Annotated in this window: 12 protein-coding genes; 6 read left to right on the top strand and 6 right to left on the bottom strand. The window is 74.2% G+C overall.

What is annotated here, in order from left to right:
- The first annotated feature begins 9 nt into the window (after positions 1-9).
- The 4 genes from LO772_RS01855 to LO772_RS01835 all read left to right on the top strand — a co-directional run bounded on the left by LO772_RS01855 (position 10) and on the right by LO772_RS01835 (position 5,306).
- Positions 10-783, top strand: coding sequence for a thioesterase II family protein (locus LO772_RS01855; RefSeq protein ID WP_231776534.1), 774 nt, complete (start codon positions 10-12; stop codon positions 781-783).
- Between the two features lie 295 nt (positions 784-1,078).
- Entirely contained in the window at positions 1,079-1,807 is a 729-nt protein-coding gene (locus LO772_RS01850) for a class I SAM-dependent methyltransferase (RefSeq protein ID WP_231776533.1), read from the top strand.
- Positions 1,804-3,579 (top strand): ABC transporter ATP-binding protein, encoded by a 1,776-nt coding sequence (locus LO772_RS35740; protein ID WP_269453148.1) that lies wholly within the window; start codon positions 1,804-1,806, stop codon positions 3,577-3,579. The genes LO772_RS01850 and LO772_RS35740 overlap by 4 nt, the downstream gene beginning before the upstream one ends.
- A complete protein-coding gene (locus LO772_RS01835) occupies positions 3,576-5,306 on the top strand; it encodes an ABC transporter ATP-binding protein (protein WP_231776532.1) in 1,731 nt (576 codons plus the stop codon). The genes LO772_RS35740 and LO772_RS01835 overlap by 4 nt, the downstream gene beginning before the upstream one ends.
- Here the strand turns inward: LO772_RS01835 and LO772_RS01830 are convergent.
- The 4 genes from LO772_RS01830 to LO772_RS01815 form a co-directional block, all read right to left on the bottom strand.
- Entirely contained in the window at positions 5,292-7,982 is a 2,691-nt protein-coding gene (locus tag LO772_RS01830; protein WP_231776531.1) for a hypothetical protein, read from the bottom strand. The two genes, LO772_RS01835 and LO772_RS01830, sit on opposite strands and share 15 nt — an antisense overlap.
- A complete protein-coding gene (locus LO772_RS01825) occupies positions 7,979-8,491 on the bottom strand; it encodes a hypothetical protein (protein WP_231776530.1) in 513 nt (170 codons plus the stop codon). Before LO772_RS01825 ends, LO772_RS01830 begins: the two co-directional genes overlap by 4 nt.
- Before the next feature lie 247 nt (positions 8,492-8,738).
- On the bottom strand, positions 8,739-9,371 hold the full coding sequence (locus tag LO772_RS01820) for a TetR/AcrR family transcriptional regulator (protein WP_231776529.1): 633 nt from the start codon (positions 9,369-9,371) through the stop codon (positions 8,739-8,741).
- 266 nt (positions 9,372-9,637) lie between these two features.
- A complete protein-coding gene (locus LO772_RS01815) occupies positions 9,638-10,240 on the bottom strand; it encodes a TetR/AcrR family transcriptional regulator (RefSeq protein WP_231776528.1) in 603 nt (200 codons plus the stop codon).
- Between the two features lie 248 nt (positions 10,241-10,488).
- On the opposite strand from LO772_RS01815, the gene LO772_RS01810 reads away from it, so the two are divergent.
- Complete coding sequence (locus LO772_RS01810; RefSeq protein ID WP_231776527.1) at positions 10,489-11,307, top strand: mycofactocin-coupled SDR family oxidoreductase; 819 nt, start codon at positions 10,489-10,491, stop codon at positions 11,305-11,307.
- Between the two features lie 234 nt (positions 11,308-11,541).
- Here LO772_RS01810 and LO772_RS01805 read toward each other — a convergent pair whose 3' ends face one another.
- Positions 11,542-12,270: a zinc-binding dehydrogenase gene (locus LO772_RS01805; protein WP_231776526.1), complete on the bottom strand. Its 729-nt coding sequence runs from the start codon at positions 12,268-12,270 to the stop codon at positions 11,542-11,544.
- A gap of 48 nt (positions 12,271-12,318) precedes the next feature.
- Complete coding sequence (locus LO772_RS01800; protein WP_231776525.1) at positions 12,319-13,140, bottom strand: APH(3'') family aminoglycoside O-phosphotransferase; 822 nt, start codon at positions 13,138-13,140, stop codon at positions 12,319-12,321.
- A gap of 230 nt (positions 13,141-13,370) precedes the next feature.
- Here LO772_RS01800 and LO772_RS01795 point away from each other — a divergent pair, with 230 nt between their 5' ends.
- Positions 13,371-14,312 carry a hypothetical protein gene (locus LO772_RS01795; protein WP_231776524.1) on the top strand — a complete coding sequence of 314 codons (942 nt, stop codon included), beginning with the start codon at positions 13,371-13,373 and terminating at the stop codon, positions 14,310-14,312.
- Positions 14,313-14,552 lie beyond the last annotated feature (240 nt).

Raw genomic sequence — 14,552 nt, 5'->3', positions numbered from 1 at the left:
CCGCCCGCCGTGACGCGGCGCGGACTGCGCTGCTGGTCGCCGCGCCCGGAGGCCCGCATCCGGCTGATCTGCCTGCCCCACGCCGGCGGCGGCGCGAGCGCGTTCCGCGCGTGGGACCCCCTGATGCCGACCGGGACCGAACTGCACGTGGCGCAGTACCCCGGCCGCGAGGACCGCTACGGCGAACCGCTGATCACCGACATGGACACCCTCGTCGCGCACCTCGCCGACGCCGTCGCCCCGCTGACCGACCGCGCCTACGCCCTGTTCGGCCACAGCATGGGGTCCGCGGTCGCGTGGGAACTGGCCCACGCCCTCATCGACCGCCGACTCCCGCCGCCGCAAAGGCTGTTCGTCTCGGGACGCCGCGCTCCGGACCGGGCGCCGACCGGCGACGTGCACCTGCGCGACGACGCCGGCCTCGGCGACGAACTCGGCCGCCTCGGCGGCACACCGGGCGAACTCCTCGCGGACCCGGACGTCCGGGCCGCGGTGCTGCGCCAAGTGCGCGGAGACTACCGGCTCATCGAGACCTACCGTCCCCCCGCCCGCGCCCCGCTGCCGTGCCCCGTCGACCTGTTCACGGGGGACCGGGACCCCGAGGTCGGCCCCGAGGACCTGGCCGGGTGGGCCGAGTCGACCACACACCGCGCCCGCGTACGGGTCTTCCCCGGCGGCCACTTCTACCTCGTCCCGGCCCGGCGGGAGGTCGTGGCGGCCCTGGCGGGCGCACTCGGTACGACGGCGACGACCGCCGCCGGGCCGTGGCCCAGCACGCCGTGACCGGAGGAGGCCGCGGCCCGGGGCCACCCGAACCGCCCGGTGGCTGTGATGTGCGGCGTGCCCACGGTCGGCGAACCGACGCCGGGGCCGCGATCGGCGCAGCCGGGACGGCCCGCGATCACCGCGGGCCCGGACCCGTGCCCGTCCGGCCGCCCACCCCGGCCGCGCCCGTCGCGCTCACCGCGCGCCTGCCCCCACCCTTCGAAACCGCTCGAACCCCTCGAACCCCTCGAACCCCTCGAACCCTTCGAACCCCTCGAACCCCTCGAACCTCTGGAACCCCTGGAACCGCCGGATGACCGATCTCTACACCTCCACCGCCGAGTTCTACGACCTGGTGGCCGCCCGCCAAGTCGCCGGCAGCGGCCCCGCGTTGCGCGCGGTACTCGCGGACGCCGACCCCGCCGCCGGGCCCGTCGTCGAAGTCGGCGCGGGAACCGGCCGCGTCACCGAAGTCATCGCCGCCGCCGTCCCGGACGCCGACATCATCGCCGTGGAACCCTCCGCCGCGATGCGCGCCGTCCTCGGCTGGCGGATCGGCCGCGACGCCGCCCTCCGCCGCCGCGTGACCATCGTCGCGGGAGCCGCCCCCGACCTCCCCCTGCCCGAACGGCTCTCGGCCGCCGTGGTGTTCGGGGTCGCCGGACACCTGCTCCCGGCCGAACGCGTCCGAATGTGGCGGCGGTTGACCGAACGCATGCCGTCCGGTGCCCCCGTCGCCGTCGAACTCATGGGCACCGCCGCACCCCGGCCCATGCCCGCGACATTGTCGCTGCGCGAACGCATCGGCCGCCAGGACTACGAATGGTGGATCGCCGCCGAGCCCGCCGGACCCGCCGTCACGCGGTTCACCACCACATGGAAGGTCCTGCGCGACGGCCGCGTGCTGCGCGAGGTCACCGACGGCTACGACTGGCACGTCCACGACGCCGACACCCTCGCCCGCGAATCCGGCCGCCCCGTCCGGCAGTTCCGCCGGGTGGGCGGACACCACGTACCGCGCCTGGGGGTGGTGTACGCATGACCCGGACCCCCCGACCCGACGGCCCGCTCGCCCGCGTCACCCGACCCGTCCGCGGACGACTGGCCCTGGCCGCCGCGCTCCAGGCGGTCGCCGCCCTCGCCGGCGTCGTCCCCGTCGTCGCGGTCGCGGAACTCGCCCGCGACCTCGCGGGCGACGCCCCGGCCACCGCCGGGCGCGTCTGGCCGCCCGTCCTGGTCGCGGCCGGCGCCGCGCTGCTCGCGCTCGCCGCCGCGTACACCGCGGGCGTCGTCGCCCACCACGCCGACACCCGCATGCAGACGGGCCTGCGCCGCGCGCTGGTGGCTCACCTCGGCCGCCTCCCCCTCGGACGGGTCACCGAGCGCGGCACCGGCCGGATCTCCGTCGCCGTCCACGACGACGTCCACGCCCTGCACCACCTCGTCGCCCACACCCTCCTCGACGTGGTGTCCCTCGCCGTCGTCCCGACAGCCGCCCTGGTCTACCTGCTGACCGTCGACGCGCGCCTGACCGCCGTCGCGGTCCTCCCCGCGGTCGCGGGTGCCGTGCTGTTCCGGCGCGCGATGTCCGGAGCGGGGGAGAAGATGGCCCGGTTCCACCACGCGCAGCAGGAACTCGCCGCGTCCGCCGTCGCGTTCGCCGACGGCATCCGCGTCGTCAAGTCCTTCGGCAGCACCGGAACCGCCCACGGGCGCTTCGTCCGCGCCGCCGACGACTTCTCGGTCTTCTTCCGCGCCTGGTCCGGACAGACCCTCGGCGTCACCACGGCCGCGTTCCTCGTCGTCTCCCCGCCGCTGATCGTCGCCGCCGCCGTCTGCTGCGGCGGTGCCATGGTCATCGGCGGAGCCCTGCCGCCCGCCGACCTGGTGGCCTTCGCGATCGCGGCCCCCCTGCCCGCGACCCCCGTCGCGGCCGTCGGCACCCGGCTCCAACAGGTCCAGGCCGGGCGCGCCGCCGCGGCCCGCGTCGTCGCCCTGCTCGACGAACCGACCCCACCCCTCCCGTCCGCGCCGCGCGTCCCCCACGGCCACGACGTACGGTTCGACGGCGTCCACTTCGCGTACGAGCCCGGCCACCCGGTGCTCCACGACGTGACGCTCGCCCTGACACCGGGGACCCGCACGGCACTGGTCGGCCGCTCCGGCTCCGGCAAGTCCACACTCGCGGCCCTGCTGCCGCGCTTCCACGACCCGGACACCGGAACCGTGACCGTCGGCGGCACCGACCTGCGCGACATCACCCCCGAAGTCCTCTACCGCACCGTCGGTTTCGTCCTCCAGGAGCCCCGCCTGCTGCGCATGTCCGTGGCCGACAACATCCGCCTCGCCCGCCCCGACGCCCCCTTGGCGGACGTCCACCGCGCCGCCCGCGCCGCGCGCATCGACGACCGCATCCGCGAACTCCCCACCGGCTACGACGCGATCGTCGGCGAAGACGTCGAATTCTCCGGCGGCGAAACCCAACGCCTCTCGATCGCCCGCGCGCTGCTTGCCGACACCCCGCTGCTCGTCCTCGACGAGGCGACGGCGTTCGCCGACCCCGAGGCGGAAGCCGACATCCACGCGGCCCTCGCCGAACTCACCGCCGGACGCACGGTCCTGACGATCGCCCACCGCCTGGAGAACGTCCGCGACGCCGACCAGATCGTCGTTCTCGACACCGGCCGGGTGGTCGAACGCGGCCGACACGACACCCTCGTCGGCGCCGACGGCCCCTATGCGGCCCTCTGGAACGCCCGAGGAACCCGACGCCGGGACACCCCCGCGACGACCCACCCCAAGGAGCCCGCGTGACCACGCTGCTGCGCCGCCTCGCCGCCGCCCTGGGCCCCCGCCACACACGCCCGCTGCGCACCCTCGTCGCCGCCGCGCTCGCCGCGGCCGTCCTGCAGGGCCTGTGCTTCGCCCTGCTCGTCCCCGTGCTGCGCCGCCTCCTGGGCCCGGACCCCGGCGGCGCCGCACCCTGGCTGTGGGCGTTCGGCGCCACCGCGACCGCGTACGCCGTCGCCCAGGCCGCCGCGATCGTGCTCGGCTTCACCGCCGGCGCCCGCGTCTCCCTCGCCCTGCACCAACGCCTCGCCGACCACGTGGCGACGCTCCCGCTCGGCTGGTTCACCCGCGCCCGCTCGGCCGAACTCGGCCGCCTCGCCGGGCGCGACGTCATCCAGGTCATGAACGTGCCCGCCCACCTCATCCGGCCGCTGTCCACGGCCGTCGTCACCCCGGTGACGATCGTCGCCGCCACGTGGCTCTTCGACCCGGTCGTCGCGCTGGTCCTGACACTCGGGCTCGGCGCGCTCGCCGCCGCGTACGCCGCGAGCGGAGCCGTCGTGCGCCGCCTCGACCTCGGCCGCGACCGCGTGATCGCCGAATCGGCCGCACGCATCGTCGAATACGCCCAGAACCAGCCGGTGTTGCGCGCGTTCGGGCGCACCGCGGAAGGCCACCGCGCCCTCGACGACGCCCTCACCGCCGAGGCCCGCGCGGACCGCCGCATGATCAACCGCGGCGTCCCCGGCCTGGTCGCCTTCGCGTTCACCGTGCGCGCGCTGTTCACCGCCGCCCTGATCACCTGCGCGGCCCTCCTGATCGGCGGCGACATCGACGCGCCCCTGTGCCTCGCCCTCGTGGTGCTGACCGCGCGCCTCGCGGAAGCCGTCCAGGCCGCCGGCGACCTCGGCGCGAGCGTGCGCCCCGCCGCCAACGCGCTCGCGCGGCTCACCGCCGTCCTCGCCACCGACCCCCTGCCCGAACCCGCGCGCCCCCACGAACCCGCCGACACCACCGTCGAGTTCGAGAACGTGCACTTCGCGTACGGCGACCGCGACGTCCTGCGCGGCGTCTCGCTCCGCCTGCCCGCGCACGGCCTCACCGCCCTCGTCGGCCCGTCGGGCGCCGGCAAGACGACACTCACGCGCCTGCTCGCCCGCTTCTGGGACGCCGACGCCGGGCGCGTCCTCATCGGCGGCACGGACGTGCGCGACATCGCCGCGCCCACACTCCGCGCGACGGTCTCCACGGTGTTCCACGACGCCTACCTCTTCGAGGGCACCCTCATGGACAACATCCGCGTCGGCGACCCGGCCGCCGACCGCGAACGCGCCCACCGCGCCGCCGAGTCCGCCGGACTCGCCGACGTCGCCGCGAGCCTCCCGCAGGGCTGGGACACCCCCGTCGGCGAAGGCGGCGCCACCCTCTCCGGCGGCCAGCGCCAACGCGTCGCCCTCGCCCGAGCGCTCCTCGCCGACACCCCGATCCTGATCCTCGACGAACCCACCGCGGCCCTCGACTCCGCCTCGGAATCAGACCTCGTCGCCCTGCTGCGCCACCTGTCCGCCGACCACAGCGTCCTCGTCGTCAGCCACCGCCCCGACACCGTGCGCGCCGCCGACCGCGTCCTCGTCCTGGACGACGGCCGCGTCACCGAGACCGGAACCCACGACGAACTCCTCGAACACCCCGGGACGTACGCCCGGTTCTTCGCCGCACCGCACCCCTCGGCCGCGTCACCCCGCCCGTGACGGCGCGCCGTCCTCCGGCTTCCGAAGGAGGTGCCCGCGGAGCGCCTCGTGGCGGAACTCGTAGGCGGAGCCCGCCTGGCGCAGCACCTCGAGGCGGTGGGCGTCCTCGCAGAAGGCCATCAGACGCCACGGGACGCGTCCGCGCAGCGCGAGAGCCCAATGGGCCACGTGGTAGCGGCCCCACGCCGACCGCGACATGGTCCACGGCACCACGGTCGCGATGACCAGCGCCCCCAGGCAGGCGGTGGTGCGCGAGGGCCGGACGAGGGACGCCAGGACGACCGCCGCCACCGCAAGGCCCAGGCACTGGAACGCCAGCGCGCCCAGCAGCCGCCGACGCGCCCCGGCGAGCGAGGACCGCGGTGTCGGGAACGCGGCACCGCCGGGCGCCGGGGCGAGGAGCCCGTAGACGAAGAGCAGGAACACCGCGACCAGGCCGACGGCGATCAGGGTGGGGACCGCGTCCAGGAACGCCTGCCAGTCCAGGTGGTGGTCGTTGAGTTCGTCCGGCCGCACTTCCTGCGCCTCGCCCGGGGTCGGACCGGCCCAACCGGCGTTGACGCCCTGCACCGGATTCGGCACCAGGCAGTGGTCCGTGTGGTTCACCCGGGCTATTTGCGCGCACTCCTCGGGCGTGGTCACCATCCCGTTGTACGCCTGGAGGGCGAACCCGACGACCACGACGGCCCCGCAGACGCCGACCAGACCGACCACCATGTGGCGCACGAACAGGAAGACCATCCGGCGGGCCCGCCGGACGCGCCCGGGAACGCGTTCGATGCGCTGCCAGAACGGGCGCGGCGCCGCCGGGGCGTCACCGAACGACGCCGCGAAAACCAGCGCGACCGCACCCGCCATCAGCGACACTTCCACGATCACGCCGGCATCGACCGGGCGCCCGCCCACCGTGTGCACCAGCGCCATCGCCACCGCGAACCAGACCACCGCCAGCAGCGCACCGAGCAGCGCCGGCCGAGGACTTCGCCGCAGCACGGGCTCGGAGAACTCCCACCACCGCAACTGGCCGTTGCCGGCACGCGGTGCCAACTGCCGCAGCCACCGCTCCGCCAGCGGCACGGGCCAGCGCCGGAGCGGGCGGCTCGTCGACCGGGCATCGGCCGGGCGCGGGGTGAACGCGGCCGGGACGACGTCGTCGAGCAACCGGCTCTCGACGGCCTCCGCGTCGGGGAACTCCCGTACGTCCAAAAGCTCCCGGGGGTCGCGGTCGGGGAGTTCGTAGCGCGTGCGTAGCAGCGCCACCGTGAGCGGGTGGCCGACGAGGCGCCGCATGCCCGGGCGTTCGGCCAGCAGGGGCAGGACGTCGTCCCACGCGTTGCCGCCGAACTCGGGCCGCAGGTAGGCGGCGACGTCGCCGAGCGGGGTGTCGCCCAGCGCTACGACCGACGCTCCGGCCGGCGGCACACCGCCGTCCGCCAGCACCGTGTCGAACTCGGGGGTCGTACAGGTGAGCACCAGCGGATCGCGGCTGTCGAACGCCTCCCCGACCCGGCGGAGGGCCAACACCCGCTTGTCCGCCGCGATCTCCTCCAACCCGTCGAGAACGGGCAGGAGGTGGCGCCCCGAGACGAGAGCGTCGGCCGACACGAACTCGGCGAGCGCCCCCGCATAGTCGTCGGCGATCCGGCGCGCGATCCACGCGCGCACGTCCTCGTGCTCCGGGTCCCAGGACGACAGCGACAGCAGCACCGGGACGGGTTCACCCGGTACGGGCTCGCGCAGCAGCGCGTCCACCAGCAGCATCGCGCACGTCGTCTTGCCGGCCCCGCGCGGACCGGTGACCACCAGGCGCCCGTTCGGGGTCGCCCGCAACAGCTCCGCGGAGGTGGTGACCGTATCCGCGCGCCCGGCCTCGGCGAGCGGCCCGGAGGTCACCCGCAGGGGAACCGGCAGCGGGGCGGGCCGGTACAGACCGCGGCGCCCCGACTCGCGGTGCCACTCCGCACCCACCGCCGAGGCCAGCAGCCCGAGCGACTGCGCGACCGCCGCGCCGTCGTCCGCCGGAGTGCGCCCACCGCGCACGGAGACGACCAGCGCGCGGGGCGCGACGAGATTGCGATCACCGGTCACCGCCACACCGATACGCCCCGCCCCGGCGACACCGCGCTCGCCGGCGGTGACCAGCGGGGAGGGCCCGGGGGTGTCCGCGGTCGCGGGAGCGTCCGGGACGGGGTCGGCGCGGCCCGACGGGCCGCGGGAGGGGAGGCCGTCGCCGTCCCGCACGGTGTCGCGATCGGCTGCGGGAAGCCCTGGCCGGGTGGTGTGGTGGGCGGGGGTGTCCGGGGTGGCGGTGGTGTCGGTGGGGCCCGCGTTGTTGTCGTGATGGCCGGTGGGTTTGTCCGGCCGGGTGGTGTGGTGGGTGGGAGTGCCGCCGGTTGCCGTCGTCGGTGTGGGGTCGTTGTGGTCGTGGCGGCGTCCGGTCGTGTCGTCGGGCTCGGCGGACCGGGGCGGGGGAGCACCCCGGGGGACCGCCGCGTCGTCCGCGTCGGCATCGGAGTCGCCCGGCGGGTCGTCTGCCGGGACGCCGCCGTCGTTGTGGTGATCGGGCGCGCTCGCCGCCCCGGGCGCGGTCGGCTCCTCCGCGTGGCTGCGGGTGTCGCGGGACGTGCCGTTGCCGTCGTGCCGCGCGTTGTCGGGGCGGATGAATCGCGGCGTCACGGCCGGATGGTGGTGTCGTCGCCGGTCGCCGCGGTGCCGATGTCCCCGCCGGCGGCGACGCCGCGGGGGCCGGTGGCCCGGACCTCGGTCGCCGGGGCGGTGGCCGCGGGCGGCTCGGCGGCGTCCGACGAGGACGGGGTCGGGGGCGGGGCCGGGGTCGGGGTCGGCGGGGGTGTGGTCGGGCCCGGCCCCGCGGGCACGGTGCCGCGGTCGCCGGTGACCGCGACACCGATGCCGAGGCCGGCGGCGACGGAGCGCTCGCCGACCGCCTCCACCACCACGCGCGACCGGTCGCCGGCCGAGGCCGAAGACGTGCCCGCCCCGGACGCGCGGAACGCGTACAGGCCGAACACGAACGCGGCCAGTGCCAGGACCGCGCCGAGAATGCCCGCGACCTGTCCGGCCGCGTCCAGGTCGGCCACCACCGCCACGATGATCAGACCGGCCGACACCACGGCGCAGGAGACGCTCCCGCTCCACGCCCACGCCCGTGCGCTCGTCCCCGCCATCTGCTCGACGTCCCCCTTGTGACGAGGTGAAATCACCCTCCCCGGGCGGGAAATGGCAATTGCACCCATGTGATGGTCGACGCGACCGGCGGCACCGCGGTTCCCGGCGGACCGCCCCACGGGCGACCCGCCGCGCGGACCCCGGCGTCGGCGCCGCGCCGGACTCCAACGTAGCGGCGAAGTCCCGGCACGGGCAGGGCGCCTCGCCGGGCCCTCGGGCAACTCGCCGTGCCGTCCCGGTGGTTCGTCACGCGTCGTCCGCCGGCTCCCCGTCCGGCCTGTCTTCTCCACGCGCGCCGACGTTCGGACCGTCGTACCGGCGCAACAAGGACTCGACGTACGCCATGGTCTCGTCGTGGCCGGCCGTCAGACCGAGGCTTCGTTCGTTGACCAGCACGCGGGAGATCGCCGTCGTCAGCACCACGATCGCCATGGGCGGCGCGTCGCCGATGTCGAGGTTGCCCTCGGCGATCATCCCCCGCAGCGACTCCAACTGCGCGTACCGGTAGCGCTCCGCGCGGGCGACGAGTTCCGCGCGGAAGGCCTCGCTGTGGTTGGCCAGTGCCATGAACTCGGACAGGAGCGCGGCGCCGGGCCTGCTGTTCATCTCCCACAGCGCGGTCAGCGGGTACGGCGACTTCGCGATCTTCTCGTGCCGGTCCAACTCGCCGTCCGCGCGGCGCCGCAGCACGGCGAGGAAAAGCTCGTCCAGCGTCGGGAAGTAGTAGAGGACCAGCGCCGGCGCGACCCCGGCCTCACGGGCGACACGCCTGACGCCGACAGCCGCATACCCCTCCTTCAGCATCAGCCGCTCCGTGACGTCGAGCAGCGACTGGCGTGTCTGAGGGCTTCGGGACCCTCGGCGTTCCGGTGCAGTCATGACGCCATTCTCCTCGACATCCACGAGCCGCCACACGAACGGTCGCTCGACGGCGTCCTGACCCGCCACCGGCCCGCGGCGACGGGGTCGCGCGCGGTCGGGGCCGCCGTGAGCCGGGCGGCGGCGTCGGGGCCGAGACCGCGTCGGCGTGGGGGCGAAGCGGCGGCGGGCCGGTCCGCGGTGTGCCGCCTCAACGACGGTGACGACGTGTGGGGCGACGTCCGCGGTGGGCGGGGGCGGCCCGGCGCTGAGGGGGTGCCGCCCGGTCACCGTTGGGGGTGACCGCTCCGGCGCCGTTCGAGGCGGGTGAGCAGACGGTCCATGGCGGCTCGGGCCTCGCCGTGGCGCGTGTCGAAGTCGCCCGCCTCCTCCATGACGACCGCGTACGCGAGCCCCTGCACCGTGGCCGCGATCAGGGCGGGCGGGAACGTGTCGGGGTCGAGCCCGTATTCGCCGAGGATCGCGTCGAGGGCGTCGATCTGGAGCCGCCGCAGCTCGTGGGCCACCTTGCCCACCTCCGCCCGCAGGGCCGGGCGGTGGTTGGCGGCGGCGACCATCTCCGCGAGGAGCGTCGAGCCCCGCGGATCCGACGCGAGTTCCCACCACGCGCGCAGCGGCTCGGCGGAGGCCAGCGCGGCCGTCATGCGCGCCAGCATCTGCTCCGCGCGGCGGCGCAGGACCGCCGCGAAGAGGTCGTCGATCTTCGGGAAGTAGTAGTGCACGAGGGGCGCGTTGATGTTGACGCGCGCGGCCACACTCCGCGAACTCACCGCGGCGTAGCCCTCGTTGAGGATGATGTCCTCGGTGGCGTCGAGGAGGCGCGTGAGCTTTTCAGCGGTCGCCGCCCGGCGCCGGCGGGGCTCGGCCAATGGACATCCCTTCGACGTGGCGCCCCTCACGCGGACGCCGCCAGTTCTCCCATCATCCCAACCACGCCCGGGCGTGTGAGCGTCCGCCCGGCGGCTCCCGGCACCCGGGCGGCCCGGTGCCGGACGTGGTGTTGACAGGGGTTGCCCCCTGAGTTAGAACGGCTGTTAAAACTTCGGCCTCGGGGGCCCGCCGCGCCTCGCGGAACGCGCCCGCCGTACCACCGCACCGTCACCACAAGGAGATGTCGATGGGAAAGCTCGACGGCAAGGTCGCCTTCATCACCGGCGCGGCGCGCGGGCAGGGACGTGCCCACGCGATCCGGTTGGCGCAGGACGGCGCGGACATCATCGCGGTCGACATCCTGGCGCAGATGGACTCGGTGCAGTACCCGATGGGCACGCGGGAGGAGCTGGACGAGACGGTGAAGGCCGTCGAGGCCCTGGGGCGGCGGATATTCGCGCGGCAGGCGGACGTTCGCGACGTCGCCGGCCTGCGCGAGGCGTACGAGGCCGGCACCGCCGAGCTGGGCCCGGCCGAGATCGTGGTCGCGAACGCCGGCATCGGCGCGGGCGGCGCGGGGGTGTCGGAGGACGTGGAGTGGGACGAGGTCGTCGCCGTCAACCTCAAGGGCGTGTGGAACACCGGCCGCGTCGCGATCCCGCCGCTGCTGGAGCGCAACCAAGGCGGGTCGATCGTCCTCACCAGCTCCACCGGCGGCATGATCGGCGTGGGCATCCCCACCGCGGGCTTCCTCGGCTACACCGCCGCGAAGCACGGCGTCGTCGGCCTGATGCGCTCGTGGGCGAACTTCCTCGCCCCCTTCAACATCCGCGTCAACAGCGTCGCCCCCACCGCGGTGCGCACCCCCATGGCCGGTGACGGCAACCTCGCCGAAATCCTGGAACACGCGCCGCAGTTGGCCAACGCCCTGACCAACGCGATGCCGGTCGACCTCGTCGAACCCGAGGACATCGCCAACGCCGTGGCCTGGCTCGTCTCCGACGATGCCCGCTACGTCACCGGCACCGTCGTCCCCGTCGACGCCGGCCTCCTCAACAAGCGCTGACCCACCCGCACAAACCCGACGGCCCTCCCACGTCCTCTCGCCCCGGGAGGGCCGTCGTCCCCCACGGCACAGCCCCCGGAACCGCGGTGCGCAGCCCGGCCCGGCACCACCGCGAGACGGTCCCGGCACACGCCTACCGGAGCCACGCCCCCACCCCACCGCACCGCCGAAAGCGGACACATGTGCGGCACGTCACGGGCATCGCCGACCTCTTCCACGGGGACGCCCTTTCCCTCACGGCCGTACGCGAACGATCGTCTTCCCGTTGCGCCGGAGGGTCGGGTTGAGTGCGGCAAGGGCCTCGTCGAGGCCGGCGATGTCACCGATGTTGGTCCGGAGCCGTCCGTCTCGCACGCGCCGCACGATTTCGGTGAGCTGGGCGCGGTCGGCCTCCACGACGAAGTCGATCGCACGGCCGTCGACCGGACGGGCCTCGGGCGGCGCGACCACGGTCACCAGCGTTCCGCCGGGCCTGACCAGTGCGGCGGACCGCCTCTGGATGTCGCCGCCGATGACATCGAAGACGAGATCGACGCCGCCGACGTCCTCCAGGGCGTCGTTCTCCAGGTCGACGAACTCGTTCGCCCCCGCCCACTCCCGGAACGCGCCGACACTCTCGAATCCGGAGAAGCGCTCACCGCGGCGGGACGCGAGGACCCGCTCGGCCGTCCACGGCGAACTCGCCGCCGCGATCGAACAATGGAGAGCCGCGTTCCGCGACGGCCTTCGGCCGATGCGGGATCGCCGCCGGGCGGTTGCGTTGGGATCAGTCGGACGTCGGTCCGGCGTGCCGTCGACCGACGACGCGCAGTGGGCGCGGAGGACGCCGTCGGTGGACCGACCACGCAGATCCGTCGCGCCGCCGACGGCCGCTGCCGAGCGGTGCGTCAATCGCCTCAGACCGTGGTGGGTCACCGCCGCCCACGACGACGAGACCGCGACCATCCCCCAGCCGGACTCCACCTCGCCGGTGTCCGCCCCCGGTCGACCCGATGCTCGCCGCGGAAGCGGTCAGCCCCAGGTGAGCGGGTCGAGATGGAGGTAAAAACGCAGGCGGTCGTGATCCAGGGCGATGCCGTACCTCTCGGCGAACGCGATGTCCGCGGCCCGCCCCCGCTCCTCGTGGGCCCAGGTCTCGCGCGCGTTGGCGAGCAGCAGCGCCAAGTCGGCGTAGCGGTCGGCCAGTCCGAGGCGGCCCAGGTCGATGAAGCCCGACACTTCCAGGGTTCGCGGATCGAGGATGATGTTGGGCAGGCACAGGTCCCCGTGGCAGACGGCCATGTCGGCGGCTTCCTGCTCCCGTCGCCGCGGGACCTGCCGGGTGACGCGGTCCAGCAGTTGTGCCGTGGGCGTGTGCTGCTGCTCGACAGGGAGGAATTCCGGGTTCACGGCGTCACGGGCCACGACGTCGCGTGCCACAGCGACCATGGCGTCCAGGCCCCGGCGGAACGGACACCGCGACACGGGCACTTCGTGCAGTCGGCGGACCGCGTCCGCGATGTGTTCCCACGCGACCCGCAGCTTCTCGGCGGGCACCTGATCGGCGGGTACGCCGGAAACGGCACTCGTCGTCAGGCAGGCGCCCGCGTCACCGGAGTGCCAGTCGAGCACGCGGGGACCAGGCACACCCTGACCGCTCAGCCAGGCGACCCGGTCGCGCTCGGCCTCCAGATCGGCCGCATCCGCAGCGGGCACACACTTGGCATACCGGGTGGCGTCCGCGCTGCGGAAGACAGCTGCTCCCGACTCGCCCGCGCTGACAGGCAACCAGTCGCCGTCACCCCCACCGAGCCGCACCGGCACCATGCCCTGAGGCCCGGAGTGATCACTCATGGCGGCCACTGTAGTCAGCCCGCCTGACACGGAAGCCGCGCAGGACGCCATGCCCGTGGACGCGGTCGAGCCCGTCATACAGCGCGCGTCCGCGTCGGAGCGCCATTCGGACCGTCGGCTCTTGGTCCGTCGCGTGACGTTCGTCCGGCGCGTTCGCCCTCTGGCCAAGGACCCCGGCATGGCATTGACTTGCCGGTATACGGCACGAGGCAAGCGAAGAGGGCAAGGACATGCGCGCACGAGGAATCAACTACGACACCGGATTCCTTCCCGGGGAAGAACTGTCCCGCAAGAGTTTCACCCCTGAGACAGTCCGCGACGACATGGCGGTGATCTCCCAGGAGCTCCACTGCGACGCCGTTCGTGTCTCCGGGCGAGACCCCGAACGGCTGAGCATCGCTGCCCGGCATGCCGCAGACGCGGGCCTTGAAGTCTGGTTCGCCCCCTTTCCCGTGGACCTCCCGCACGGCCAGTTGCTCCCGTTCTTCGCCGACTGCGCCCGACGTGCCGAAGCCGTGCGGGAGGCCGGCGCCGACGTGGTGTTCGTCACCGGCTGCGAGATCAGCGCGTTCTGCGGGGGTTTCATCCCCGGCGACACGTACGGCGAACGCCTGCGGGCCATGGCCGACGCCGACCTGGAGTGGTGGTCTTCCCTCGGACCGGTGCAAGAACGCCTCAATGACTTCCTCTCCGAGGCCGCCGCGACCGCCCGCACGCACTTCAGCGGGCAGGTCACCTACGCCTCGGCGCCCTGGGAGTTCGTCGATTGGCATCCGTTCGACTTCGTCGGCGTCGATGCCTACCGGGCCGCCTACAACGCCGACGGCTTCCGGAACGAGCTGCGCGGACACCTCGCCCACGGAAAGCCCGTCGTGGTGACCGAGTACGGGACCTGCGCCTACCAGGGCGCGGGCGATCGTGGCGGTATGGCCTGGCAAGTGCCGCACGGCGCGGTGCCGGACGAGGACGAACAGGCACGCTACTTCACCGAGTTGCTGGACATCTTCGAAGAGGAAGGCGTGGACACCGCGCTCTGGTTCACCTTCGCCGGCTACAGCAGGCCCGGGCGGCACGACCTCGGCTCGTACGGCGTGGTCCGGGTGCTCGACGAGGCCCGCTGGGAACCGAAGAAGATATTCCACACGATGGCCGCCAGGCACCAACGCGGCTGACACGTCACGGCCTTCGATCGGAAGAGGGCCGATTCCGCCGATGATCGCCGTCCCCGCGGCGTTGCCCGGTCTTGGGGAGGAGGGCCGGGCCTTGGAGGACGCGTTCGACAGTGCCCGCTCGGTGATCACCCTGCCCCGGGGATCGGTGATCGCGGCTTCGGCCGGTGTGGTTCGTCGGGCAGTGAGTTCTTGGACGGTGGTTGCGCCCGTCGCGTCCACGTGGTGGAAGTGCGGCAGCCA

This window comes from Yinghuangia sp. ASG 101 (assembly GCF_021165735.1).
GTDB lineage: Bacteria > Actinomycetota > Actinomycetes > Streptomycetales > Streptomycetaceae > Yinghuangia.
This window is presented reverse-complemented; position numbering and strand designations above follow the sequence as displayed.

Bases quoted from the DNA above. Each gene is read 5' to 3' on its own strand.
- LO772_RS01800 (WP_231776525.1), bottom strand. From the start codon at position 13,140: ATGAGTGATCACTCCGGGCCTCAGGGCATGGTGCCGGTGCGGCTCGGT.
- LO772_RS01795 (WP_231776524.1), top strand. From the start codon at position 13,371: ATGCGCGCACGAGGAATCAACTACGACACCGGATTCCTTCCCGGGGAA.
- LO772_RS35740 (WP_269453148.1), top strand. From the start codon at position 1,804: ATGACCCGGACCCCCCGACCCGACGGCCCGCTCGCCCGCGTCACCCGA.
- LO772_RS01825 (WP_231776530.1), bottom strand. From the start codon at position 8,491: ATGGCGGGGACGAGCGCACGGGCGTGGGCGTGGAGCGGGAGCGTCTCC.
- LO772_RS01810 (WP_231776527.1), top strand. From the start codon at position 10,489: ATGGGAAAGCTCGACGGCAAGGTCGCCTTCATCACCGGCGCGGCGCGC.
- LO772_RS01850 (WP_231776533.1), top strand. From the start codon at position 1,079: ATGACCGATCTCTACACCTCCACCGCCGAGTTCTACGACCTGGTGGCC.
- LO772_RS01820 (WP_231776529.1), bottom strand. From the start codon at position 9,371: ATGACTGCACCGGAACGCCGAGGGTCCCGAAGCCCTCAGACACGCCAG.